This window comes from Aeromonas aquatilis, from assembly GCF_054052405.1.
Genome location: NZ_JBSTYP010000047.1, coordinates 1 through 22344 on the forward strand (window position 1 = coordinate 1; position 22344 = coordinate 22344).

The 22344-nt window shown below is 58.5% G+C and carries 32 protein-coding genes and 1 pseudogene; 19 read left to right on the forward strand and 14 right to left on the reverse strand.

What is annotated here, in order from left to right:
* Positions 1–120: 120 nt before the first annotated feature.
* Positions 121–789: a LysM-like peptidoglycan-binding domain-containing protein gene (locus tag ACW5W8_RS17180; RefSeq protein WP_278168575.1), complete on the reverse strand. Its 669-nt coding sequence runs from the start codon at positions 787–789 to the stop codon at positions 121–123.
* 99 nt (positions 790–888) lie between these two features.
* Positions 889–2991 carry a methyl-accepting chemotaxis protein gene (locus tag ACW5W8_RS17185; protein WP_498629045.1) on the reverse strand — a complete coding sequence of 701 codons (2103 nt, stop codon included), beginning with the start codon at positions 2989–2991 and terminating at the stop codon, positions 889–891.
* Positions 2992–3265: 274 nt separating this feature from the next.
* Between ACW5W8_RS17185 and gltX the strand changes: the two genes are divergently transcribed.
* Entirely contained in the window at positions 3266–4681 is a 1416-nt protein-coding gene (gene gltX, locus ACW5W8_RS17190; RefSeq protein ID WP_498629047.1) for a glutamate--tRNA ligase, read from the forward strand.
* Positions 4682–4853: 172 nt separating this feature from the next.
* Here gltX and ACW5W8_RS17195 read toward each other — a convergent pair whose 3' ends face one another.
* From ACW5W8_RS17195 to ACW5W8_RS17250, 12 genes and pseudogenes are all read right to left on the reverse strand, one after another.
* Positions 4854–6197: an NCS2 family permease gene (locus ACW5W8_RS17195; RefSeq protein ID WP_498629049.1), complete on the reverse strand. Its 1344-nt coding sequence runs from the start codon at positions 6195–6197 to the stop codon at positions 4854–4856.
* Between the two features lie 266 nt (positions 6198–6463).
* Positions 6464–6793, reverse strand: coding sequence for a hypothetical protein (locus ACW5W8_RS17200; RefSeq protein WP_005343410.1), 330 nt, complete (start codon positions 6791–6793; stop codon positions 6464–6466).
* A gap of 162 nt (positions 6794–6955) precedes the next feature.
* A complete protein-coding gene (ettA, locus tag ACW5W8_RS17205) occupies positions 6956–8623 on the reverse strand; it encodes an energy-dependent translational throttle protein EttA (RefSeq protein WP_498629051.1) in 1668 nt (555 codons plus the stop codon).
* A gap of 28 nt (positions 8624–8651) precedes the next feature.
* Positions 8652–9959, reverse strand: coding sequence for a site-specific integrase (locus tag ACW5W8_RS17210; RefSeq protein ID WP_498629053.1), 1308 nt, complete (start codon positions 9957–9959; stop codon positions 8652–8654).
* The gene (xisR, locus tag ACW5W8_RS17215; RefSeq protein ID WP_305954850.1) at positions 9935–10156 is read right to left on the reverse strand and encodes an excisionase family protein; all 222 of its coding nucleotides are present in this window, start codon (positions 10154–10156) and stop codon (positions 9935–9937) included. The genes ACW5W8_RS17210 and xisR overlap by 25 nt, the downstream gene beginning before the upstream one ends.
* Positions 10157–10242: 86 nt before the next feature.
* Positions 10243–10356, reverse strand: a pseudogene (locus ACW5W8_RS17220) (single-stranded DNA-binding protein); the annotation flags it as partial.
* Positions 10353–10610, reverse strand: a complete 258-nt coding sequence (locus ACW5W8_RS17225; protein ID WP_016349631.1) for a hypothetical protein — start codon at positions 10608–10610, stop codon at positions 10353–10355. The pseudogene ACW5W8_RS17220 and the gene ACW5W8_RS17225, both read right to left, overlap by 4 nt.
* Before the next feature lie 81 nt (positions 10611–10691).
* On the reverse strand, positions 10692–10886 hold the full coding sequence (locus ACW5W8_RS17230; RefSeq protein WP_498629056.1) for a hypothetical protein: 195 nt from the start codon (positions 10884–10886) through the stop codon (positions 10692–10694).
* Entirely contained in the window at positions 10862–11299 is a 438-nt protein-coding gene (locus tag ACW5W8_RS17235) for a hypothetical protein (RefSeq protein WP_498629058.1), read from the reverse strand. The genes ACW5W8_RS17230 and ACW5W8_RS17235 overlap by 25 nt, the downstream gene beginning before the upstream one ends.
* Entirely contained in the window at positions 11296–12282 is a 987-nt protein-coding gene (locus ACW5W8_RS17240) for a phage N-6-adenine-methyltransferase (protein WP_498629060.1), read from the reverse strand. The genes ACW5W8_RS17235 and ACW5W8_RS17240 overlap by 4 nt, the downstream gene beginning before the upstream one ends.
* A 37-nt stretch (positions 12283–12319) precedes the next feature.
* A complete protein-coding gene (locus tag ACW5W8_RS17245) occupies positions 12320–12541 on the reverse strand; it encodes a hypothetical protein (protein ID WP_498629062.1) in 222 nt (73 codons plus the stop codon).
* 941 nt (positions 12542–13482) lie between these two features.
* Positions 13483–14154, reverse strand: coding sequence for a LexA family protein (locus ACW5W8_RS17250; RefSeq protein ID WP_498629064.1), 672 nt, complete (start codon positions 14152–14154; stop codon positions 13483–13485).
* A gap of 102 nt (positions 14155–14256) precedes the next feature.
* Between ACW5W8_RS17250 and ACW5W8_RS17255 the strand changes: the two genes are divergently transcribed.
* The 18 genes from ACW5W8_RS17255 (at position 14257) to ACW5W8_RS17340 (ending at position 22146) form a co-directional block, all read left to right on the forward strand.
* Entirely contained in the window at positions 14257–14463 is a 207-nt protein-coding gene (locus ACW5W8_RS17255) for a helix-turn-helix transcriptional regulator (protein ID WP_016349638.1), read from the forward strand.
* Between the two features lie 18 nt (positions 14464–14481).
* Positions 14482–14988: a phage regulatory CII family protein gene (locus tag ACW5W8_RS17260; RefSeq protein WP_199427522.1), complete on the forward strand. Its 507-nt coding sequence runs from the start codon at positions 14482–14484 to the stop codon at positions 14986–14988.
* Positions 14989–15055: 67 nt separating this feature from the next.
* The gene (locus ACW5W8_RS17265) at positions 15056–15220 is read left to right on the forward strand and encodes a hypothetical protein (RefSeq protein ID WP_187394193.1); all 165 of its coding nucleotides are present in this window, start codon (positions 15056–15058) and stop codon (positions 15218–15220) included.
* A gap of 55 nt (positions 15221–15275) precedes the next feature.
* Positions 15276–15887 carry a hypothetical protein gene (locus ACW5W8_RS17270; RefSeq protein ID WP_498629067.1) on the forward strand — a complete coding sequence of 204 codons (612 nt, stop codon included), beginning with the start codon at positions 15276–15278 and terminating at the stop codon, positions 15885–15887.
* A gap of 36 nt (positions 15888–15923) precedes the next feature.
* Positions 15924–16334: a conserved phage C-terminal domain-containing protein gene (locus ACW5W8_RS17275; protein WP_498629069.1), complete on the forward strand. Its 411-nt coding sequence runs from the start codon at positions 15924–15926 to the stop codon at positions 16332–16334.
* Positions 16312–16803: a hypothetical protein gene (locus ACW5W8_RS17280; protein ID WP_081376058.1), complete on the forward strand. Its 492-nt coding sequence runs from the start codon at positions 16312–16314 to the stop codon at positions 16801–16803. Before ACW5W8_RS17275 ends, ACW5W8_RS17280 begins: the two co-directional genes overlap by 23 nt.
* Complete coding sequence (locus ACW5W8_RS17285) at positions 16803–17063, forward strand: hypothetical protein (RefSeq protein ID WP_498629071.1); 261 nt, start codon at positions 16803–16805, stop codon at positions 17061–17063. The genes ACW5W8_RS17280 and ACW5W8_RS17285 overlap by 1 nt, the downstream gene beginning before the upstream one ends.
* A complete protein-coding gene (locus ACW5W8_RS17290; protein WP_236361168.1) occupies positions 17060–17287 on the forward strand; it encodes a hypothetical protein in 228 nt (75 codons plus the stop codon). Before ACW5W8_RS17285 ends, ACW5W8_RS17290 begins: the two co-directional genes overlap by 4 nt.
* Positions 17287–17493, forward strand: a complete 207-nt coding sequence (locus ACW5W8_RS17295; RefSeq protein ID WP_386911988.1) for a hypothetical protein — start codon at positions 17287–17289, stop codon at positions 17491–17493. The genes ACW5W8_RS17290 and ACW5W8_RS17295 overlap by 1 nt, the downstream gene beginning before the upstream one ends.
* Positions 17486–17791 carry a hypothetical protein gene (locus ACW5W8_RS17300; RefSeq protein ID WP_498629073.1) on the forward strand — a complete coding sequence of 102 codons (306 nt, stop codon included), beginning with the start codon at positions 17486–17488 and terminating at the stop codon, positions 17789–17791. The genes ACW5W8_RS17295 and ACW5W8_RS17300 overlap by 8 nt, the downstream gene beginning before the upstream one ends.
* The gene (locus ACW5W8_RS17305) at positions 17781–18140 is read left to right on the forward strand and encodes a DUF4406 domain-containing protein (RefSeq protein ID WP_498629075.1); all 360 of its coding nucleotides are present in this window, start codon (positions 17781–17783) and stop codon (positions 18138–18140) included. Before ACW5W8_RS17300 ends, ACW5W8_RS17305 begins: the two co-directional genes overlap by 11 nt.
* 134 nt (positions 18141–18274) lie before the next feature.
* The gene (locus tag ACW5W8_RS17310; protein ID WP_182934082.1) at positions 18275–19084 is read left to right on the forward strand and encodes a BRO-N domain-containing protein; all 810 of its coding nucleotides are present in this window, start codon (positions 18275–18277) and stop codon (positions 19082–19084) included.
* A 30-nt stretch (positions 19085–19114) separates the two neighbouring features.
* Positions 19115–19738, forward strand: coding sequence for a 3'-5' exonuclease (locus ACW5W8_RS17315; protein WP_498629078.1), 624 nt, complete (start codon positions 19115–19117; stop codon positions 19736–19738).
* Positions 19710–19928 carry a DUF3283 family protein gene (locus ACW5W8_RS17320; protein ID WP_498629080.1) on the forward strand — a complete coding sequence of 73 codons (219 nt, stop codon included), beginning with the start codon at positions 19710–19712 and terminating at the stop codon, positions 19926–19928. The genes ACW5W8_RS17315 and ACW5W8_RS17320 overlap by 29 nt, the downstream gene beginning before the upstream one ends.
* Positions 19912–20175, forward strand: coding sequence for a hypothetical protein (locus tag ACW5W8_RS17325; protein ID WP_498629082.1), 264 nt, complete (start codon positions 19912–19914; stop codon positions 20173–20175). The genes ACW5W8_RS17320 and ACW5W8_RS17325 overlap by 17 nt, the downstream gene beginning before the upstream one ends.
* A complete protein-coding gene (locus ACW5W8_RS17330) occupies positions 20172–21161 on the forward strand; it encodes a DUF968 domain-containing protein (RefSeq protein WP_498629084.1) in 990 nt (329 codons plus the stop codon). Before ACW5W8_RS17325 ends, ACW5W8_RS17330 begins: the two co-directional genes overlap by 4 nt.
* Positions 21158–21526 carry a DUF1064 domain-containing protein gene (locus ACW5W8_RS17335; protein ID WP_498629086.1) on the forward strand — a complete coding sequence of 123 codons (369 nt, stop codon included), beginning with the start codon at positions 21158–21160 and terminating at the stop codon, positions 21524–21526. Before ACW5W8_RS17330 ends, ACW5W8_RS17335 begins: the two co-directional genes overlap by 4 nt.
* A gap of 44 nt (positions 21527–21570) precedes the next feature.
* Positions 21571–22146 carry an antitermination protein Q gene (locus ACW5W8_RS17340; RefSeq protein WP_498629088.1) on the forward strand — a complete coding sequence of 192 codons (576 nt, stop codon included), beginning with the start codon at positions 21571–21573 and terminating at the stop codon, positions 22144–22146.
* The last annotated feature ends 198 nt before the right edge of the window (positions 22147–22344 follow it).

The window sequence follows — 22344 nt, forward strand, 5'->3', positions numbered from 1 at the left end:
GAAAGGCTGGGGTATCCATGATGGTAGACCTCAAGGTGATGGCCTACTTCAAGCTTAGCCTTTCAACACGTAATTGGGACATAGCCAAAAAAAACGGGAGGCCAGCGCCTCCCGTTTTTGTTATTCCTTGAGGGCGAACCCTTCGCCCTGCCGGTCGTAGCGGTAAACCGCCTGACCGTAGGAGCGGATCTCGACCCGCTGGATGCGGCGGGTGTCGTCCACCAGGATGAAGATAGAGCGGCCCGATTGCAGGCGGGTCAGGGGGCGATCCGGCCCCTCGATGGCGATCAGGCGGCTCAGCTCGGCACCCGGCAACTCGAATTTTCGCCAGATGGAGTAGAGGGTCTCACCCGCCTGCACATCGTGTTGCAGCCAGGTGCCGTTGACCTTCTCTTCGACCGGTTTGGCTGCCGCGGGGGCACTGCCTGCCGCGCCATTACCGACAGTTAGAGCTTGAGCTGGTACGGCCAGCGGCACTTCCAGCGAGCCGGAAGGGGCTGCCTTGGGGGCGGATGGTGCCGGCTCCCAGGCCAGTACCAGCAACCAGAGCGGGATCAGGATCAGCAGACCTATGGTGTTTTTGCGGGGCAGCGGGCTGGACAGCTTGAATTTGCCTGCTTTGGCATCCTGGCGGCCTTGGCCGAGGTTGCTCATCCCTTGGCCAAAACGTTGGCGCAGGGACAAGGTCGCGGCATTGATGCGATGGAGCAGGGATCCTTGTGATTCGTCTTGGCGACGCTGCTGGGCTCGTCTGTTATGGCCTCGTGGGCGACGGTCCGGGGTGGGCACGGCATTTACCTCTCACTACATTGCCTGCCATCAGGCAAATTCGTCGCCTATGGTAAACGGACTCGCCCCCGAGGGGGAGAGTCCTGATGCGGAAAATTATCAGCTGAGACGAAATTGACCCAATAATTGCTGCAATTTGTCGGCCGCCTGACGCAATGCCTGACTGGCTTTGGCCGTTTCGGTCGCATCCTGAGCAATGTCGTTGGCCAGTGCGTTGGTTTTTGACAGGTTGCCGGAGACGGTTTCTGAGACCGAGCTCTGCTCTTCGGCGGCGGAGGCGATCTGATAGGTCATGTCGTTGATGGTGGAAATGGCCTGGTAGATACTGCTGAGCGCCTCTTCCGCCAGATCTGCTTCGCTCACCGCCTGATGGGTCAGCTGCTGGCTCTGGGTTATGGCGTTGACTGCATTGGTGGAGCTGAGGCGGATCTTCTCGATCAACTCCTGGGTGTTTTGCACCGCCTGCTGGGTATTGCCCGCCAGTTTGCGCACCTCGTCGGCGACCACCGCAAAGCCGCGGCCCTGTTCGCCAGCCCGGGCAGCCTCGATGGCGGCGTTGAGGGCAAGCAGGTTGGTCTGATCGGCAATCCCCTGAATGACGGTGAGGATGCTGGTGATCTGGGCGCTGTCGTGAGCCAGCCCTTCGACCACTTCGGCCCCTTTACCGGCTTCTGCTGCGACCTTGTGCATCGACTGGATCACCTGTTGGAAGCGCTCCTTGCCCTGATCGGCTGCGCCTTGCGCCTGTTTGGCCGAGTCGGCGGTGTTGTTGGCGTGGGTGGCGACCTCCTGACTGACGTAGGACATCTCCTGCACGGCGGTCAGCATCTGCTCCATCTCCGCCTGATGATGCTGCAGGTTGTTGTCGGTCTGACCGGCAATGCGATCGGTATCACCGGCGTAGCGGTTCACCTCGCTGGCGGTCTTGAGCACATCCCCGAGCAGCCCCTGCAACTTGTCGATAAAGCGGTTGATGCCTTTGGCCAGATCCCCTAGTTCGTCGACAGAGCGGGTCGCAAGGCGTTTGGTGAGATCCCCTTCACCATCGGCGATGTCATCCACCAGGCTGACCATCTGACGGATGGGGCCGGTGATGCTGCGGGCAATCACCAGCATGGTGACCAGCGCCAGCACCAGCACGATAACGGCGCCCACCAATTGCTGGGTCATGGCAGCTTGGTTCATGTCGCTCAGCTGGCTTTCCAGTTGATCGGCCCCCGCCAGTACCACCTTGTAGGGCAGGGTGACGATGATGGCCCAGTTGCGGCTCATTCCCGGCACCATGATGGGGACGGAAATACGGAATGATTCGTCCAGCTCCTGACGCTGAATTTCCGGTTTCAGGTACTGCTGCCACTGGTTGCCCAGCACCTTACCTGCGCTGCTGCCGAGCAGGCTGGCATCCCCGCTGGTGCCGGTGATGACACCGGCAGCGCTGACGATCAGGGTCTCCCCCTGGCCATCATAGATGTTGCTGTTGAGGCTCTTGGCCTGACGGCTGATGGAGTCCACCGCCAGATCCAGCGCGGCGATCCCCTTGAACTGACCATCCACCATGATGGGGGTGGTGATAGTGCTCACCAGCACCTGCTGACCGTTGATATCCACCTTGAAGGGATCGATGAGGCAAGAGCGCCCCTCCCGTTTCGGGCAGGCGTAGTAGTCATTGGCGGGATTGCCGAATTCATCCGGGTCGGTTTTTTCGATGGAGAGTAGCAGATCGGTGCCGACTTGATCCTTGTCGCGATAGAAGTAGGGCACGAAGCGCCCCTTGTCGTCACTGCCCAGGGCACTCTGGCCAGCGAAGCTGGCATCCTGAGCGTCGAAACCGTTGGGCTCGAAGCCGGCAAAAGCGCCGTAGAGCTGGGGCTCAAGGGCGAGCTGGGCCTTGAGCAGGTCAGTGGCCTGCTGGCGATCCAGCGGCAGTTTGCCTTGCTGTTGCAGGGCGAGGGCGCTGGCCATCTGCTGGGTGTAGGAGAGCCCTTTTTGCAGCAGCTGGGTGATGGTGGCCGCCTCGGCGCGGGCATTGGCGCTGACCTTCTGCCATGCCTCCTGCTGCAGCGCTTCACGGCTGGAGCTGATGGTGAGTTGTTGGGTCTGTTGGCCGGAGTATTGGTTGAGCAGGATCAGGATGACCAGGGCTGCGGTCATGGCGATCCCGGCCATCACTAGAATGCGATTCTGGATAGAACGGAACTGCATCGTCTCTTCCTTGTTCGTGAGAAGTGTGGTGAGCGTTATTTGGGTATCGACCGGAGGAGGCAGCTCTCCAGCATTGTGCATAGCAAATCGGAAACGGGGCTTCGGTTTTGCGATCCTCTTCAAATATCGGGCTACAGAGGAAAATGGTGACAGATTTTATCCTCTACTTTAGCCCGCAATGGCGTCATGGTTTTCCCATCCGCGATGGTCGGTGCTAAAATGCGACGGTTTTTTCTAACGAATTGGCCCAAGGCCCTCTACACAAGGCTTAAAGATGAAAGTCAAAACCCGTTTTGCTCCCAGCCCGACCGGCTTTTTGCATGTCGGCGGTGCCCGTACCGCACTCTATTCCTGGTTGTTTGCAAAGAACCAGGGCGGTGAGTTCGTGCTGCGTATTGAGGATACCGACCTGGAACGTTCCACTCAGGAGGCGATCGACGCCATCATTGAGGGCATGGAATGGCTGGAGCTGAGCTGGGATGAGGGCCCCTACTACCAGACCAAGCGCTTCGATCGCTACAACGGTATCATCGACGAGATGCTGGCCGATGGCCGCGCCTACAAGTGCTACTGCTCCAAGGAGCGGCTGGAAGCGCTGCGTGAAGGTCAGATGGCCAACGGCGAGAAGCCCCGTTATGACGGCAAGTGCCGCGACCACGCCCACGATCACCCGGCCGATGCGCCGCACGTGATCCGTTTCCGCAACCCGACCGAAGGTTCTGTGGTGTTCGATGACCATGTCCGTGGCCGCATCGAGTTCGCCAACACCGAGCTGGATGACCTGATCATCCGCCGTACCGATGGCGCCCCGACCTACAACTTCTGCGTGGTGGTCGATGACTGGGACATGGAGATCACCCACGTGGTGCGTGGCGAAGACCACATCAACAACACCCCGCGCCAGATCAACATCTACAAGGCGCTGAACGCGCCGGTGCCCGAGTTTGCCCACGTCTCCATGATCCTGGGTGACGACGGTGCCAAGCTCTCCAAGCGCCACGGTGCAGTCTCCGTGATGCAGTACCGCGACGACGGTTACCTGCCGGAAGCGCTGTTGAACTATCTGGTGCGTCTGGGCTGGTCCCACGGCGATCAGGAGATCTTCAGCCTCGACGAGATGATCAAGCTGTTCAGCCTGGATGCCATCTCCAAGTCCGCCTCTGCCTTCAACACTGACAAGCTGCTGTGGCTGAACAACCACTACATGCGCAGCCTGGATCCTGCTTATGTGGCCAAGCATCTGGCATGGCACATGGAAAACCAGAAGATCGACACCAGCAATGGCCCGGCTCTGGCCGAGGTAGTCACCCTGCTGGCCGAGCGCTGCAACACTCTGGTCGAGATGGCCGCCCAGAGCCGCTACCTGTTCGAAGAGTATGAAGCCATCGATGAAGCGGCTGCCAAGAAGCACCTGCGTGGCGTCGCTGCTGAGCCGCTCACCTTGGCCAAGGCCAAGCTGGCTGCGCTGGATAGCTGGACCACCGAAGCGTTGCACGAGCTGATTGAAGCCACTGCCGCCGAGCTGGGTCAGGGCATGGGCAAGGTCGGCATGCCGCTGCGCGTGGCTGTCACCGGTCTGGGCCAGTCCCCCGGCATTGACGCCGTGATGGCGCTGGTCGGAAAAGAACGGGTACTGGCGCGTATCGATCGCGCACTGGCGTATATCGAAGCCCGCATGGCTGCCGAGTAACTGCTGCCGATGTGGCAGGCGAGGGGATAACCCTGCTCTGCCACATGCTGAATAGAAAAAATCCGAAACCACTGGTTTCGGATTTTTTTATGGCCATCGCACAGGCCGAGAATAGTTTGGGATAAAAAATGCCAGTCAGCTGACTGGCATTTTTATTGGGACAGAGTGCCGCTTAGTGGCTGTCGACCCAGACAAACTTGAGCACGAACAGCAGGGCTACCACCAGCACGCAGGGGTTGATTTCGCGCCAGCGGCCGGTGCCCGCCTTCATCACGCAGTAGGAGATAAAGCCCACTGCGATCCCCTCGGTGATGGAGAAGCTGAACGGCATCATCACCGCGGTCATAAAGGCCGGTACCGCTTCGGTCAGATCTTCCCACTTCACCCGGGTCAGCTCGGAGCACATCAGCACGCCCACATAAATGAGGGCGCCAGCGGCGGCATAGGCCGGCACCATGGCGGCGACTGGGGAGAAGAAGATCGCCAGCAGGAACAGGATGCCGACCACGATGGCGGTCAGACCGGTACGGCCGCCAACGGCAACGCCGGAGCTGCTCTCGATAAAGGCGGTAACCGAGGAGGTGCCCATGAAAGCGCCGCCGACGGAGCTGACGCTATCGACCATCAGCGCCTGCTTCATGCGGGGGAAGTGGCCGCGATCATCGGCCAGCTTGGCGCGGTTGGTGACGCCAATCAGGGTGCCGGAAGAGTCAAACAGGTTGACCAGCATAAAGGAGAAGATGATCCCGGCGAGGCTGATGTCGAGCGAGCCCATCAGATCCAGCTGGCCGAACACCGGTTCGATGCTGGGGGGCATGGAGACGAAGCCCTTGAAGGTGACATCGCCAAACAGCCAGCCCAGCGCCGTGGTGACCACGATGGCGATCAGCACGGCGGAGTGGACGCCGCGAGCGGAGAAGATGCAGATCAGGAAGAAGCCGAGCAGACCCAGCAGGCAGGGCAGGGAGGTGAGGTTGCCCACGGTCACCATGGTTGCGGGGCTGGCCACGACGATCCCGGCGTTGTGCAGGCCGAGCAGGGCGATCAGCAGACCGATACCGGCGGTGATGCCGACCCGCAGGGTGAGCGGGATGTTGCCGATCAGCCAATAACGCACCCGCAGCAGGGTGAGGATCAACAGACCCATGGCGCCCCAGAAGATGGTGCCCATACCCACTTGCCAGGAGTAGCCCATACCGGCCACGACCACGAAGGCGAAGAAGGCGTTGAGGCCCATGGCGGGTGCCAGCGCGATGGGCAGGTTGGCCAACAGGCCCATCAGGATGCTGCCGATGCCGGCGATGAGGCAGGTGGTGACAAAGACTGCCTGGGTGTCCATGCCTGCCGCAGAGAGGATCTGCGGGTTGACGAACACGATGTAGACCATGGTCAGGAAGGTAGTGATGCCGGCGATCACTTCGGTGCGGGCGTTGGTGCCATGGCCCTTCAGGGCAAACAGGCGCTCAAGCAATCCTTGCCCGGCAGCCTGTGTGGGGGCCTGTTGTGGTTGATTCATGTTGGATTCCAATAGGTGACGTGAAATAAGCAGCAGGCGAGCGGGCTCCCATTCATTCGGGAGTGATGGCCCTGTTTCTGGTGGAGAAGTAACCAGACTCGTCCTGATACCGTGACAGCGCGCACATTTTTACACAGGCGACGCCGTTTACAAACCCCGGATCTGCGAAGCAGATCAATGAATGGAGCAAAAGATCAAACGTTTGCTTTTTCGCCAACAAAAAAGGTTCTCGTCGGAGAACCTTTTTGGCGCAGAGAGGGCAGAGATCAGAGAGTTTTGAAGTAGCGTTCGACCAGTTGGGCCAGCACCGAGTCGAGCCGGTCTTGAACCTCACCCAGTTCGCGGCCGAAGCGGCGCAGAAAGAGACTGGCCTGCTCTTCGGTCAGTTTGCGTCCCTCGATAAAGAACTCCTGCTCAGGCAGTTGCTTGTCGTAACGGGGGATCAGCACCCAGCTCACCAGCTCGGGTTCCACGGCGGCAAAAATCTTGGCGGCCGCGGCACAGAAGGTCTCTATGTGCTCCTTGCCATCCGGCCCGAGGCAACCCGGTTCAACCCGGATCTGGATGGTGAGTTTTTTCTCTATGGGGGTCGTCATTGTGCTACATCCATGCAAAGGCATCCGTCTAGGATTGTAAGTCAAAAGGCAAGAAAAAGGGGAGCCGAAGCTCCCCTCCACACGCAGTCAGCCCTATTTGGCGATGCGCTTGTCGTGATTGGTGCGGTGCGGCTGGATGGCCACTCGCCCTGCACTGCCAAGTTACTTGGCTATGCGCTTGTACTTGGCGCGGTGTGGCTGGATCGCCTCGGCGCCGTAGGTCTTCTTCTTCCACTCTTCGTATTCGGTAAAGTTACCTTCGAAGAACTCGATCTTGCCCTCATCCTGATAGTCGAGGATGTGAGTGGCGATACGGTCGAGGAACCAGCGGTCGTGGGAGATGACCATGGCACAACCCGGGAACTCCAGCAGGGCGTTCTCGAGGGCGCGCAGGGTTTCGATATCCAGATCGTTGGTCGGTTCATCCAGCAGCAGCACGTTGCCGCCGGTCTGCAGCAGCTTGGCCAGATGCAGACGACCGCGCTCACCACCGGAGAGCTCGCCAACCCGCTTCTGCTGGTCGGAACCCTTGAAGTTGAAGCGGCCGATATAGGCGCGGCTCGGGAACTCGTAGTTGCCGATGCGCAGGATATCCTGACCGTCAGCGACCTCTTCGAATACCGTCTTCTTGTCATCCATGCTGTCGCGGAACTGATCGACAGAGGCCAGCACCACGGTTTCACCCAAGGTGATGGCGCCGGAATCCGGCTGCTCCTGACCCGACATCATGCGGAACAGGGTCGACTTACCGGCACCGTTCGGGCCGATGATGCCGACGATGGCACCCTTCGGAATGGCAAACGACAGATCGTCGATCAGCACCCGATCACCGTAGGATTTGCGCAGGTTGGCCACATCCACCACCTTGTCGCCGAGTCGCGGTCCGGGCGGAATGAACAGCTCGTTGGTCTCGTTGCGCTTCTGGTAGTCGTTGGTGTTGAGCTCTTCGAAGCGAGCCATACGGGCCTTGGACTTGGCCTGACGCCCTTTCGGGTTTTGACGAACCCACTCCAGCTCTTTCTCGATGGACTTGCGACGGGCCGCTTCGGAACTTGCTTCCTGCGCCAGACGGGCGTCCTTCTGCTCCAGCCAGGAGGAGTAGTTGCCTTCCCACGGGATACCTTCGCCGCGGTCCAGCTCCAGGATCCAGCCCGCCACGTTGTCGAGGAAGTAACGATCGTGGGTGATGGCCACAACAGTGCCTTCGTAGTCGTGCAGGAAGCGCTCGAGCCAGGCCACGGATTCCGCATCCAGGTGGTTGGTCGGTTCGTCCAGCAGCAGCATGTCCGGCTTTTCCAGCAGCAGACGGCACAGTGCCACCCGGCGGCGCTCACCACCGGAGAGGTGCTTGATCTTGGCATCCCAGGCCGGCAGGCGCAGGGCATCGGCCGCACGCTCCAGCTGGTTTTCCATGTTGTGGCCACCCTGGGCCTGGATGATGGCTTCCAGCTCGCCCTGTTCGCGGGCCAGCTTGTCAAAGTCGGCATCCGGGTCGGCGTAGGCCGCATAGACCTCGTCCAGACGGGCCATGGCGCGCTTCACTTCGCCAACGGCCTCTTCGACCGCCTCGCGTACGGTCTGCTCCGGATCCAGCTTAGGCTCCTGCGGCAGGTAGCCAATCTTGATGCCGGGTTGCGGGCGGGCTTCCCCTTCGATCTCGGTGTCGATGCCCGCCATGATGCGCAGCAGGGTGGATTTACCGGCGCCGTTCAGACCCAGCACGCCGATCTTGGCGCCTGGGAAGAAGCTCAAGGAGATGTTCTTGAGAATATGACGCTTGGGCGGCACTACCTTGCCGACCCGGTTCATGGTGTAAATAAATTGAGCCATTGGCTAATTCTCTTTAATTTACAGATTGTTATGGTGTTTGTTTAAATTCTTGGGGCTGTATTGGGGCCAAATCTAAAAAGCTTGCCCCAATCCTGCCCCAAACCCGATCCGCTTCATCGCGGTCTTGTTCGGGGATCCATTTGCCATAAACTGTGCGGACCATGGTGCTGTCTTCGTGCCCAAGGTATGACGCTACCCATTCAAGGTTTGCGCCAGCGGTCAGCATCCAGCACGCAAATGTATGACGCATATGGTATTGGGTTCGGCGGCGAATGCCAGCCCTCTTTATCAGACGATCCCATTTGTCACCCAACGTGAATGCTGTGTAGCAAATGCTCAAACCAGGGGTCTTGCTGGTTACGTCAGGGCTAATGACGAACGTGACCTTCTCATCTATCTGCCGGCGATCCCTCAAGGTCTTCTTGATGTAGTGGGATTGGCGCATGGCAGTCATTGGCCGTAAGCGCTTCAACGCCTCAATAGCTGGCGGAAGAAGAGCAATCGTCCGCTCATGGCCGGTCTTCGGTACCTTGAAGTTGCGGCTCTGGGTAATGTTGCGGCGGATCTGGATCTCGCCGCGTTCGAGGTCAATGTCCTCCCATGCCAGTGTGCAGAGCTCCCCAGTTCGCATGCCAGTCCAGCAAGCGAGTTGTATCCACATTGCATCCATATCGTGCCTGGCAACCTCTTGCAGGCGCCGGAACTCATTTTGATCAAACGGGTCAGGTTTATCCCTGATCACCTCCACCTTGGTCAGCACTGATGACAGGTCTTGGTGGGTGTAGCCATTCTGCTTGGCGAAGTTGAACAGGCCAGCGGCCACCATCATGTAGTAGTTGACCGATCTGGGGGCCAAAGGTTTGCTGGTTCTGTCGCGTGGCTCTGTCATCAAGAACCGCCGCCAGTGCTGCAGGTCTTCAGTTCTGAAGGTACTGACGATTCTGGTGTGGTCTAGGTCGGTAGCCATCATCCCAAGGATTGAGCGATAGCGGCCGCGGGCATTGTCACCGATATCCACATCCTTGATCTTCAGGTAGTGCTCAACTAAGTCGCCAAGTGAGATGTCCCTGCTTGCTGTCGTGCCTGCGAACCGATGGGCATTCTTGCTATCAGGGAAGTACTTGACATAATCGAACACGCCGATGGCGATTTCGTGCAGGATGGCCTCCCGTTTTCGGGAGGCATACTTGATATTGGCTTTGGTGGCCGGCATATTGAGCGTTTCTCGGCAACGCTTGCCGTGGAAGCGGAAGTCAATGCGCAAGCTCTTGCCGTGAAGCTCGACGCCTGGGGTGATCGCAATTATGTCAGTCAGTTCTTGGTTCCGGTCAGCCAATCCTCATATCTCCGCCAGTGATAGACATACTTCCCATCAGGGGCCATTTTATAGTGAACCCCCTCTATTAGCTGGCCCTTTTTCCGCTTCTCACTAATCGCCTTCTCAGTGTACCCGAACATCTCCCCCAAAATCCTCGGCAGAACCCAGTTAGGGCGTTCCATCACAACGACTTTTTGATGCATTTGCGTCTCCATTCCGCTTCACGGCGAGCAGGGCGGCTGCAGCGAGCCGCAGGTTGATCTGTCCGAGTCTCAGATGCAGTTCATCAGCGCGGGTGCCCGGACGTAGCCAGGGTGATGTCGTTGACAGCACCGCCGCTTGGCATGTAGCGCACTTCTGGATCCTGGCCAAGGTTGCCGTTCAGGATGAATTTGTTAATACCGCGTCTCATCAATAGACCTCCATGGCCTGATAGCGTTGCTGGAACTCGGAGTTCACCTGCTTCCATTGCGGGTCATTGGCCATCTTGAGGCAATTAATACGGCGAGCCATGGCGAACTGTGCTTTGCCCGACATGTTGGCGCTGGTGGCGTGATGCTGGGCCTTCTTGTAGGAGAGGGCGGCATCGATGTAGCTCGCGGCCTGCTCCTGTTGGATGGCTTGTTTGAGGTCATCCCGGTAATTGCGTTGGTAGAGTCTGATATCCATCGTGTCCTCCCGGACAGTCGTTGTTACATCACAGCCAGAGTGGCCAGAAACAATGTGGTGCTAACCAAGATGGCCAGCCCTTCAATCAACTCCCTCTTCACGTTCCTGATACTCCAGCTCGTTGAAGTTGAGATACTGGGCTGGCGCTTGGTCGATGGCGGCCAACCTGATCTGCTGTGGGGTCATCGGGTGGTGTGCCTCGATGGTACCGGTTAGGCGATCTGGCGTAGCCCCCAGCTCGATGGCGGCATTCAGGGTGTAGTGATAGCGGTGCATCTGCCTGCTCCTTTGGTGGTGTCTATCTGCCAGCGGTACCCTCCGTGTTTCTCCTGCTGGCCGGCAAGGCAGCGAGTGATGCCAACCCTGACAAAGCCGCCCTTGGTCTCGGCGTCGGTGACACTATCGAACCGAACCACCTGATCCCCGCAAGTGCCAACGACTGGGGTCTTGCGCCACTGCGGCGGCTTCACTGCATCCACATAGAGGCGGCGGGTATGTCGGCCACGGCCGTTATCTCCAACTAGGCAGAAGTGCTCAACCCGGGTAGTGAAGCGGGACTCTCTGTGGATCTGGCCTATCGCAATGCTGGCCTTACTGACGGTGAGGGCGAATTCGGCAGCCACTTCAGCGCTGATAGCACCCTCTGATCTGGCATGCACCCATTCTGCAACTTGTTGGATGAGGCTCATGCTGCCTCCCCGTCGTTCAGTGCCAGCATCAGCTGCTCTTCATTCGGATTCAGCAGATGCTTTGCCATCCGGGTGGCGTGGCTGAGCGTGTGCTCTTCATTGGTATCACCATCCAGCAGATCGCGGATGTAGCCGGCGAGTAGTCGGGTGTTGGCTGGGGTGAGCAGATTGGCCTCATCAATCTGATAGATGACCGTCTTGATTGCCGGAAACTGCTGCCAATCCTGGAGTGGTTCGACGCCTGTCGTGATGGTGGTGAGCGTCTCCGATGCTGCTGGCAGTGTAATTACTGGGCTGGTGGCCTCGATGGTTTGGCGGGCGGCTATGTTGAGCGCTACCGCTTGACGATGGATCATGTCGAGGATGAGCTGGCCGGTGGTGATCAAGTCATCCCGGCGCAGGCTGGCCTCTGGGCGGCGCTCGCCTTGCCAGCTGGTATCGAAGATCACCACGGCAGAGGCAAAGCCGCTTGAGCTAGGTTTGTCCTTCTTCGGATCGCGGGGGACATACCAGCTCGGTACCTCAAAGCCGATGCGGCCGCTGATGAACTGGATAAAGTCGGCATCCTCCGGCCACCAGGTTTCGCTGGTCGCGGCCTTGATGAGCAGCATGATCTTGGCGCCAAGATCCCGTTGGTCGCGGCAGTAGTTGAGGATGGCCTCCATCCCAGTGATGGCATTGCCGTCGGCATCCACGCAGGGGCGGGAGTAGGGCGGGTTGGCGAAGGCGGCCCCCCCAAGGCGGCGCAGGTCGGCGGCCAGATCCTGGGTGAGAGCGTTGTCCTCGGCGTCGTAGTAGTTCGGCAAAAGGGTGTTGCAATCGTCGGCGAACATATCGAGTACGACCGGCCCCAGGGTGGGGGCGAATTGGTGGAACAGGCCCCAGGCCAGCGCTTTGGGTGTTTGCCACTGGTCGCCGATCTGTTTGAGTTCGTGGTCTGGCTGTGCTTGCAGGAGGGCCAGAGCCTCGGCGTAATGATTCATGTATCCCTCATCAATCAGTTGCAATCCGTCCCCCGGATCAGGGCTTGGCCTTCTTGGCCGATACCGCCTTCTTCGCAATCTTGGCTACTGCACGGGCCGCCTTGAGGCACTCATCGAACACCTTCCCCTTGGCAAAGCTGGGTGTCCGGTTGAAATGGCGTTTCGCTTCTGCAACACCGAGCGAGATCGCATGGTCAGGGAATTGCTCTTTCTCCAGCGTTGCCTTGATGTGCTTGGCAATGAACTCGTTTGGGTGCATTGATGCCTCCGCCATTTCTTAAACTGGTCTCATCACACAAGCGACAGGCAAAGGGAGTCCGTGACCCGCTGATGGGCCGCTATCGCTTGTGGGATAAGGGCCCCGTTGCCGGGGCCAGGAGAGAGTTGTAACCACATGTATTGCACTTGTGGTGATGGTTGAGCACTTCGCAGTGAGTCAGCCGTTCTGGTTGTTGGCACTGGTATGCCCTCACGGGCAGCCCTACCTATCGAAACGGTCGCCTCTCGGCGAGGGCCTTGGTGGCGATTCACAGCGTGACCAAGGCATCCGCTTAACCCTGCGGTGGGGTATTGTGATGGCACTTCCCATCGGCTACTTACTGCGGGTCACCACATCTCAGTTGGCCTTGGTCACCGGTTCACTCGCCAGCCACGTTGTCCGCGGCTGTCCCCTGCAAAACCAACTGAGTTATGTCCTGGCCTTTTACATCGCCAGGGCGGATGGGTTTTCGTACCCCATGGGGCCTACCGCGGTCGGTTTCCTCACCGCTGCTACTGCCATGGCTGGGGAGCTTGCGTCGTAGTTACGCTCCCATTGACGGCCTGGTTATCCAGTTACGACGCCAAAGTTGGTTGGTGATAGATGGCTATGACCTCTGAATTTCTGCTCCTGGCGCAGATGACTTACTGCTTGCCTAATCACCGATATGTTCCAGGCCTTTCACCTGGTGGGTTGCTGGGGAGTCATTCCCGCCACTCGCTTTGCTCGATGTGGCTTTTCCAGTTGTTAGCCCGGTTTATCCCCAAGCAGTCCGTTGTCACCGCTGCCAGTGTTGTGCTGGTCCTCTGGCTGGGGGTCTTTGCACCTGACATAAGACAATAATCACGCTACGTGGTTTTCGTGTCAACACTAAATGTGTTTATTTCGAATAAAAGAAAACCCGTGCAACACGGGTTTGTGATTGTGCGGTTGGAGAAGCGTTATTCTGGGGTATAGGAGCCAATCACTACACCGCAAACTTTAGCCGGCTCTAGATGGTCATTAATGGTGTAGCGCGGGTTCAAGGCTTTGAGATAGGTTTTACCCATTTCGTTTTCGGCCAGTTCTTTGAAGGTGCAACTGCCATCTTCCAAGCTGGCAATCACTCTCAATCCGGATTTCGGGGGATGATCCGGGTCTACAAAGATGACCGTCCCTTCGGGGTAGCTGCGTTGCCCGTGTGGGTTCGTCATGGAATCACCACGAACTTTTAACGCGAAGGTGCGTGGGCCCGCCTTGGGATTAGGGCAGGCGTAATATTCTAGGTCTTCGTTGGGAAGCTCAAAAGAATCTGCGAGGCAAAATTCACCCGCCTGTACCCAGGAAATCAAAGGCACCATCTTTATGTCATTTTGTGAGAGCGGGGATAATTCAATCAACCGCTCTGAACTTGCAGTAGTGGTACCAAATAAAATGACCTCTGGACCAACCCCCAGAGCTTTAGCCAGCACAATTGCATCATCTGCGCTGATCTTGCGAGTCCCCACCTCATAGTTACCCACGCGTGACTGCGATGCCCAGCCACATTTCTCGGCAAGAGCCGCTTGGCTAAGACCCCATTTTTCTCGAAGAGCTTTAAGCCGCTCTCCACGGGCTAAGTGTTCATTTGTCATACTGCATATTTTTATCACGTTATGTGATACCCATCACTCACGATACGTGTTTACTATTGAACACGATGCGTGTTTAATGTGTTCGTGGACAGGAGATCATTAGTGAACCGAATAGCTGAAATCAGAAAAACATTGGGTAAAACCCAAGCTGAATTGGCCAAAGCAGCGGGTTGGCGCGTGTCGAGGATTGGCAACTATGAGCTGGGGCTCAGAACCCCAGGACTTATTGAGAGCCGATGTATTGTCGATGCGCTCAATGCTATTGGTGCCAGATGTTCGCTCGAAGACGTTTTTCCGCCCGGCAACTAACCAGAGCATGAGGTCATCATGGCAGACACCACAGATAAAACCACGTTAAACCCCGGTTCTGTTTTGCGCACCGATGTATTGGCTGCCGCCTATCTGCTGGGACAAGCCACAAACATCAGTGATCTTGCTCGCAAGTTAGGCAAGAGCCCGGTGGTGTTGGCCAACAAGATGAATCCGGATTGCGATAGCCACCACCTCAACTTGGGGGAAGCGGTAGCCGTCACCGAGTTGGCTGATGACAACCGCATTTTGGAGGCATGGGCCGCGGGGCGCGGTCTGATGCTGGTCGCGAGGCCTCATGGCTCTGTCAGTGATGATGATCTGGTGGAGCAGGTGCTGTTGGCTCAGTCCGTATTCGGCAAGCTGATGCAGGCCATTCACGACGCCCGGGTTGACGGAGTTATCGACAGGATGGAGCAGGGCCAGATTGAACGGGTAGGCACTCTGGTTGCCGAGCAGGTGATGGGGCTGATCAGCAGCACCGGCGCCAATGTGCGCCCGCTGCCGACAATCGCCAGCAAGTAGATAAAGGCGGCCCCGCGCTGCGTCAACAGCCGGGGCCATGGTTCAAACATCACAACAGGATGTGAACATGAAAGATCTTATCCAACCGCGCTCAGTCAGGCAAGTAATGCCGCAACTGCAGTTTGTTAACGGGTACCGGCTCGTGGTGATGGGACTGTCGTTACCCATCAGTGCCGATCAGGCAAGGATGGTTTTTGCCCAATTGCAGCACATGGGAGGTCGCCATGGGTGAAGTGATCAGACTGGCGGTCCCAATGGCTGCACCAGCCCGAAGGAAGGTGTGCAACATGAGTGACAACCGTCGCAGCGGCTATGTGGTGTGCTGGCGCTCGTTGCTACAAGCAGACTGGGCCCGCAATGCCACCAAGCTGGCAGCTTGGATGCGGTTGATCAGCATGGCGGCCTATGAGGCTGGCCCAGTGCGTTACAAGGGTCGTGACTGGCATCTGCTGCGGGGCCAGTTGGTGATGAGTGCCACCGAGCTGGGGCAACTGCTTCATGACGAGCGAGGTCGTGGGCTCGACAAAAAGGGCGCTGAGCGACTGCTGGCATGGTTTGCCAAAGAAGAGATGATCGAGCTTCACGGCACCCCCTGGGGCACCATCATCGAGATCTGCAACTACGACGACTATCAGGCCACCGTGCAGCCCGTTGCCAACAATTGCGAATCGTTCGCAACAGGGCAGTTTGAGGGCGCGACAAAGGGGACACCCATCGGGGTGCCGACCGGGGCGCTGAGTGTCCCGCCCAACCCCTTGTCTGGCGTGGCTTTGAATGGGGGATATGGGGCGCCCACTGTCCCGCCCATCGGGGTCCCGACCGTCACGACAACAGAACAAGAAGTAAAAGAATTAGATAGTACAGAGGATCTTAAACAGATCTCTTGTGCGGTTTGTTAAGAAACCGGACGAGACCAGAAGCGCAAGACCACTCTGGTGGTGAGTCCAGAAGCCAAGGCGGTGCTGGAACACTTCAACGCGGTGGCCGATCGCCGTTATCAGGCCAAACCTACCACCCTGCAGAACATCAACGCCCGTCTGGCTGACGGCTACGTGGTTGCTGATCTGCAACTGGTGGTGGACTTCAAGACCGCGCACTGGGCTGCAGACCTCAAGATGAGTGAATACCTGCGCCCGATGACAGTGTTCGCGCCGCAGAAGTTCGACGGCTATCTGGCCGCAGCCAAGCGCTGGGATGCCATCGGTCGCCCGCGCTGCGTGAACGGCGAGTGGGAGGGGTTTGAGCGCAAGCGTCCCATGTCCAATCTGGCGCAGGCCCAGCAGCAAGCCCAGGCGTTCATGGCTGCAACAGGAGGGGTTGGCTATGACGATAACACCATCCTCTGACGTGGCTGTGTTGCACCAAGGCTGCTTACCTGCCGAACAGCGCATTGCCGACCCGATCGCATTGTTCCTGGCCAACGAGCTGTTCCCGATGATGACGGCGTTCTGGCCAGCCAGTGCGAACCAGCTGGATAGTAACGCCAGCGCGACTGCCCAGGCTTGGGCACTGATGATCAAGGGGTTTCCTGTCGGTCAGGTTCGTGAGGCGGTGCTGCAGTTGGCAGAGGATGCCGATCGGCAATTTGCCCCCAGACCTGCCGAAGTGAAGGCGGCGATCCTGCGGCGGGTTCCCGTGGTCAAGGTCGCCTCAGTTGGCTGGCAGCTCTCGATGCGAGCTTGTGAAATGCAGGCAGTGGCGCGGGTTTATGAGCGTGAACATCGAGTGATCGATTCGCTGGTGCAGGCTGAGTTGATTCATCTGCTGGCCGAGCTGCGCCAGCGTGGGGTCACGGTGACAGGGAGGATGATGTGATGGCCGGCCAATTCAACGCAAATGCCGAGCGCGATGTGCGTGAGGCGAAGTTCTGCAGGGTCGCTATCTATCCGCCTGTACGGGGCTGGGTGGGGGAGCAGGTTCATCTTGAGGTGTCGAACTCGCAGGAAACGCTTGGCAAGACTGATGCGGCGACAGATGCCGGTTATTACCTGGTATGGGATGGTGCCGAGGAAGCTCGGGCAGAAGCGGCGCGGATCCGGGGCAAGGCGGTCGAGCTGGTGAGGGTAGGGGCATGATGCACTACTACGCCCAGCATACGGCGACCAGAAACTGGTTTGCGCCGGTATTGACCATCGATGAGGTGGAGAAGGCCAGAGAGGCGGGGATCCCGATGTTTATCGCGCTCTACCTGATCGGTGAATCTGGCTTTGGTTCGGTCGCTGAGCATGCGGCCCAAATCGTAGGGGATGCGCTTGAACGCGCTGCCCATCGTACCACCACCGGGAGGGGGAGGAACTGATGAGTATTGGATGGATGTTTTTGGGGTTGGCATTGGCCTGGCTGGCGTTTCTGGTGATGTTAGTTATCACATTGCGCCAGTGGTTGGCAGAGGATGTGGGGCCGGAGCTGGATTGGGACGAGTTCGAGGATGAGCCGCGCCTGGTGTCTACCTGCCGTGAGCTCAGCGAGCTGGCAGCAAAGACTAAGGAGGCCAGTCATGGTTAAGGCCTTCTTCCTGTTGATGTATGTGTTTGTGGCGCTGTTTGTGTTGGCCCATGTGCCCTATGAGGGCGGTCTGGGTTGGCAGATGCTGCAAGCGCCGGTGGTATGGATAATCGCGGCTGGTTGGGTGTTGGTGATGTTCCCCCGTCAGATCGTCCGTCTGCTGCTGGCGCCATTGCGAGCCGTTTTGCTGGTGTTGGTGTGGTGCGGCACCCTGTTACTGGCGTTGACCAAGGCAGTCTTGGTGATGCTTAACCGTATGAATCGCGATCTGGCCGGGGAGGCCCATCATGACCGTTAAATCGAAAGAGCTGACTGAGCAGGGCCTGATCGACCTGGCCGGCGTGAAGGTGTATATCGCTGGGCCGATGAGTGGCTTGGCCATGCTCAACCGGCCAGCGTTCTTTGCTGCTGAAGCCTATTTGCAGGGTCAGGGAGCGCGGGTGATGAACCCTGCTGTGCTGCCGGATGGCTGGGATCATGATGCCTACATGCGGATCACCACACCGATGATGATGGAGTGCGATGCAGTTGCCTTCTTACCTGGCTGGCAGCAGAGCAAGGGATCGCGGCAAGCATTCACCCGGGCACGAGCCTTTGGGCTGGATCTACTGCAGCTTGATATGGAGGTGGTGGCTGACGAGCCATGAGTGAGGCTGCATCTGCCTCTGGTTGTGTAGGTAATCTGCCATTTTGTTTCCATCACGTAGGGTGATTGTTGGCTGTATAAATAAACAGTATTATTTGGTAGCTAAACCTTACCCATGACAATCGGGAGAGTGACATGCAGGTGTTGAGTTTTGACAGTGAGGAGTTTGGCAAGGTACGGCTGATCCAGGAGGACGGCCGAGTGCTGTTCTGCGCGGTGGATGTGTGCAAGGCCCTGGGCTACAGCAATGCGCGGGATGCAGTGCGTCGCCATGTGGATGAGGGGGATGTCGTGAAACGCGACACCCCTACAACCAGTGGTGTTCAGGAGGTTTCTTTCCTCGATGAAGGCGGCGTTTATGCCTTGATCTTCGGCAGCAAGTTACCTGCCGCTCGGGCATTCAAGCAATGGGTAACTGGCGAGGTGTTGCCCTCCCTGCGCAAAAGCGGTCAATACCAGGTGGCGATCCATTCGCCGGTCAATGTGGACGCAGTGCAGGTTGAGCTGCTATTTGCCGAGACGGCGGCCCGCATGCTGAATGTCAGCAACGCCGGCAAGCTGGGGATGTTGCAGAATATCCAGCGCCAACATGGGCTGCCGAACCTGCTACCCAGCTATGCCATCGACGCACCAAGCGATGCCACGGACGGCAGTTCACGGCCGACTTTCTCTGCCACCGAAGGGCTGAGGTTGCACCGGGTTGCGATGGGAGTGCGCTGCTTTAATGCCTTGCTCGAATCCAAGGGCCTGCTTGCCAAGATGAGCCGGCCATCCAGCAAGGCCCCGGACAAGCAGAAAGAGTTCTGGGCGATCACGCCAAAGGGGCTGCTGTTCGGCAAGAACATTGTGGATCCGCGCTGTCAGCGTGAGACCCAGCCGCACTGGTTCCAGAGCCGTTTTGCCGATCTGTTGGCCAAGGTTGGGCTGGGACAAGTGGCGGCCTGAAACTGACCATTTAATTGAGGATCTGGACGTATGAGTAATCCAAGTTTGGTCGCAGTGGTGGATATTGAGACCCTCGCACAGGGTCATGATGCGGTGATCGGCACCATCGGGGTGGTGATTGTGGATGTGGCGCAGCTGCGTGCCGTGGATGAGTTCTACTGCCGGGTGGATCTGGCGCAGGGCCGACAGCGTGATGATGACACCATGGCATTTTGGGAGCGGCAGAAGATAGAGAGTCCGGTGGCATGGGAGGAGATGTTCGGCAATGCTGGTCGGCTGTTCCTGGTGGATGCGCTGAAGGCTCTATCTAACTTCTTGGGTCGCTATTTTGACAAGGTGGCCGCGGTGGAGCTGATGGGCAATGGCAGCGAATTCGACAACGTGCTGTTGGCTGATGCCTACCAGCAGTGGGGTGTTGACCAACCTTGGTGGTTTCGTGGTAACCAGAGCCTGCGCACCGTGGTGTGGATGGGGCGGCAATTACTGGGCATCGATCCCAAGTATCAATTGCCCTTCGAGGGGTGTCGCCACCATGCCCTGCACGATGCCCGTCATGAAGCGGCATACCTGATCCACATTCTGACCGGCTTCAAGCAGGGGCTAGCCGGGGGCGAATTAGCAGGCTATGACATTGGATCTGGCGCGATTTCCTGAGCAGGAACGCCAGAAAGTAGAATTGGATAAGCAGGCGGCTTGGCTGGTTTGGCAGTGCCGCCGACATTTGGCAACCCGAGATGATGTTGCCAAGGCCATCACCCGTCAGCCAGAGGAATACCGGACGTATTTCCTCGAACGGCTGAACTATTACCGTGAGGTAAAGGGGTCACATGAGCAAGTTTACTAGCCGCAGCGCGGCCAGAGCACACCATTTACAGCAGCAAGCCAGCAACCCGGCTGGTGCAGCACTTAACGAGAGTGCTGCGCTGTTCCGCTCCATTGACACGTCTTGCCCGGGCCTGACTGCAGTAGAAGCGGCCCGCCGGGTCATTGCCTCTGAATCACTCGCCGTACGCCGTAGCGCAAGTTACCAGTTGCTGGCTCGCCTGGGCCCGCTGCTCGATAAGCTGGAGATGGTGGAGAAGCTGGGATGATGCCAACCTATCCGGTGTTTGTGCCTGCCATGGGGCTGGTGCTGCTGGAGGTGGGAGAGGGGCTGGTTGCGTTGCGCTCCTCTCTTGGTAATCGTCCGGCGGTGTTGGTCCCTGCCTGCGAAAAGGGCGATCTGCTGGTGCAGTTCCCTGAGCTGGCCAGCGCTCTGCTAGATCCTGCCATCGTTAACGCTGCCGGTGGCGAACTGGCCTTGCGTGGTGTGGGTCAGTGCTTGATCGGCGAGGGCTGCATTGGTGAGTCGGTCACCGCCCAGATAGGTGGCCTGCCACTGCCCCTGTGCTGGCATCACGATAACGAGTTCCGTGACGGCCAGTTGCCAATTAACCTTGCCAAGTATTCCCCTGCCATTGCGCGAGCGGTGTTAACCCGGGTAGCGGGCTGGTGCGGGGTGTCGCTCCCCCAGTTGCAGGCGCGGGATCTCTGTTGGTGGGCGAGCGTGTTCAAGGTGCAAGGGTTACTGCCGACCGAGGTGGTTCGCCATGCCTGTCGCTTGTCACCACTGGAGCCTGAGCGAGTGTTGCGCCCCGGGCGTGGCTATCGAGAGACTGATGCTCGCTATCGGGTGAGCCGACCCGAGCTGATGGAGCAAGACCCGCTCGCCGAGCTGCGCAGCCGGATCCGCGTCAAGCCAGCAGTGAAGGCCATTGACCCAGAGCCGCCGATGTTGCATATCCCCAGACCGAAGATGAAGCGCTGGGAGTCTGCCGCCTATCTGGCGTTCGTGCGCCAGCTGCCGTGCGTGGTGACCGGCAAGACCGATGGCATCGAGGCGCACCACATCGTGGGTCACGGGCTGAGCGTGATGGGGAGCAAGGCCCATGATCACCTGACCTTTCCGCTCTGCCATGACGCACACATGGAATTGCACAACAAGGGTTGGCAACAGTGGGAGAAAGCCCACGGCAGTCAGCTGGTTCACGTCGTGATGACGTTAAACAAGGCCGCCGGCCTGGGAGTGTTTGGATGACGCCATACAGTGGAAAGACCGACGGTGGGCAACGGGTGAAGGCACGGGCCCGCCCGCAGCCAATACCGGGCACCATGAACAAGACCGAGCAGGCCTATGCCAGCCACCTGCGCACCTTGATGCTGGCGGGGGAGGTGAACTCTTATGAGTTCGAGCCGCTCAAGCTGCGGCTGGCGGACAAGACCTTCTACACCCCTGACTTTATGGTGGTGCGCAAGGATGGCCTGATCGAACTGCACGAGGTGAAGGGGTTCTGGGAGGATGACGCCCGGGTCAAGATCAAGGTGGCGGCCAAGCAGCACTGGATGTTCACCTTCGTCGGGGTACAGCGCAAAGGCGCCAACTGGTCACTGGAGGCATTCTGATGCGGCTTGAATATGCTCTTTCAATTGGGGAACCGCGTTCGGTCATGCTTCAGGCCATTCAGTCTCGTTCTACCGGCCCCTCTCACCTTACTCAGGCCGATGTGCTGGGGGCGCTTGGGCTGGTGCAGAAATACGAGGGCGTGGGGTTAGCGCTGATGATGGCCCGTTACACAAAAGATAGGGCCAGCTATCGCAAGGCGGTGATCGGGGTGATGGCACACTGCAGCAAGCAGGCCCCCAAGTATGTGGGCGCTATCAAGTCACGAGGTCATGCAATGGCCCTGAAAACCATTGCTGCACTGGCTGTTGAACACTATTGCCGCACCGCGGATACCCCGGATGCCGCTTGTCAGTGTAAGGGGAGGGGGAATGTGCGGGATATGGAGGCATTCCGATTGCACGGCAAGCCCATCGACAAGATCTGCCCGCGCTGTGGCGGTACCGGCCTGCGCCCCATCCCGAGCACTCAAATCCGACGAGTCATCGAGCCACGACTGGGCACCCTGAGTCGCGGTGAGTGGGAGCGGCAGTGGTACCCGCTCTATCAAGCGGTGCTGGCTTGGTGTCATGTGCAGGAGAGCGAGGTGGCTGCGTTCTATCGGCGGGTGACTCAGGGTTAATCCAGAACCTGGTAGTGGAAACCTGGCCTGCCTCGTTGATGTCATTGGTATTTATTTGATCCGCTGCAAACTTACTCTCTGTTTGCTCTCGCGTGGGACTCACGTTGCAGTATTATGCTCATTCGGCAATCGAGGCATCAGCCAGCCCGCCCATGCTCTACTCATTCTCTCGTCTGCGCCGCTATAAATTTTCATAGC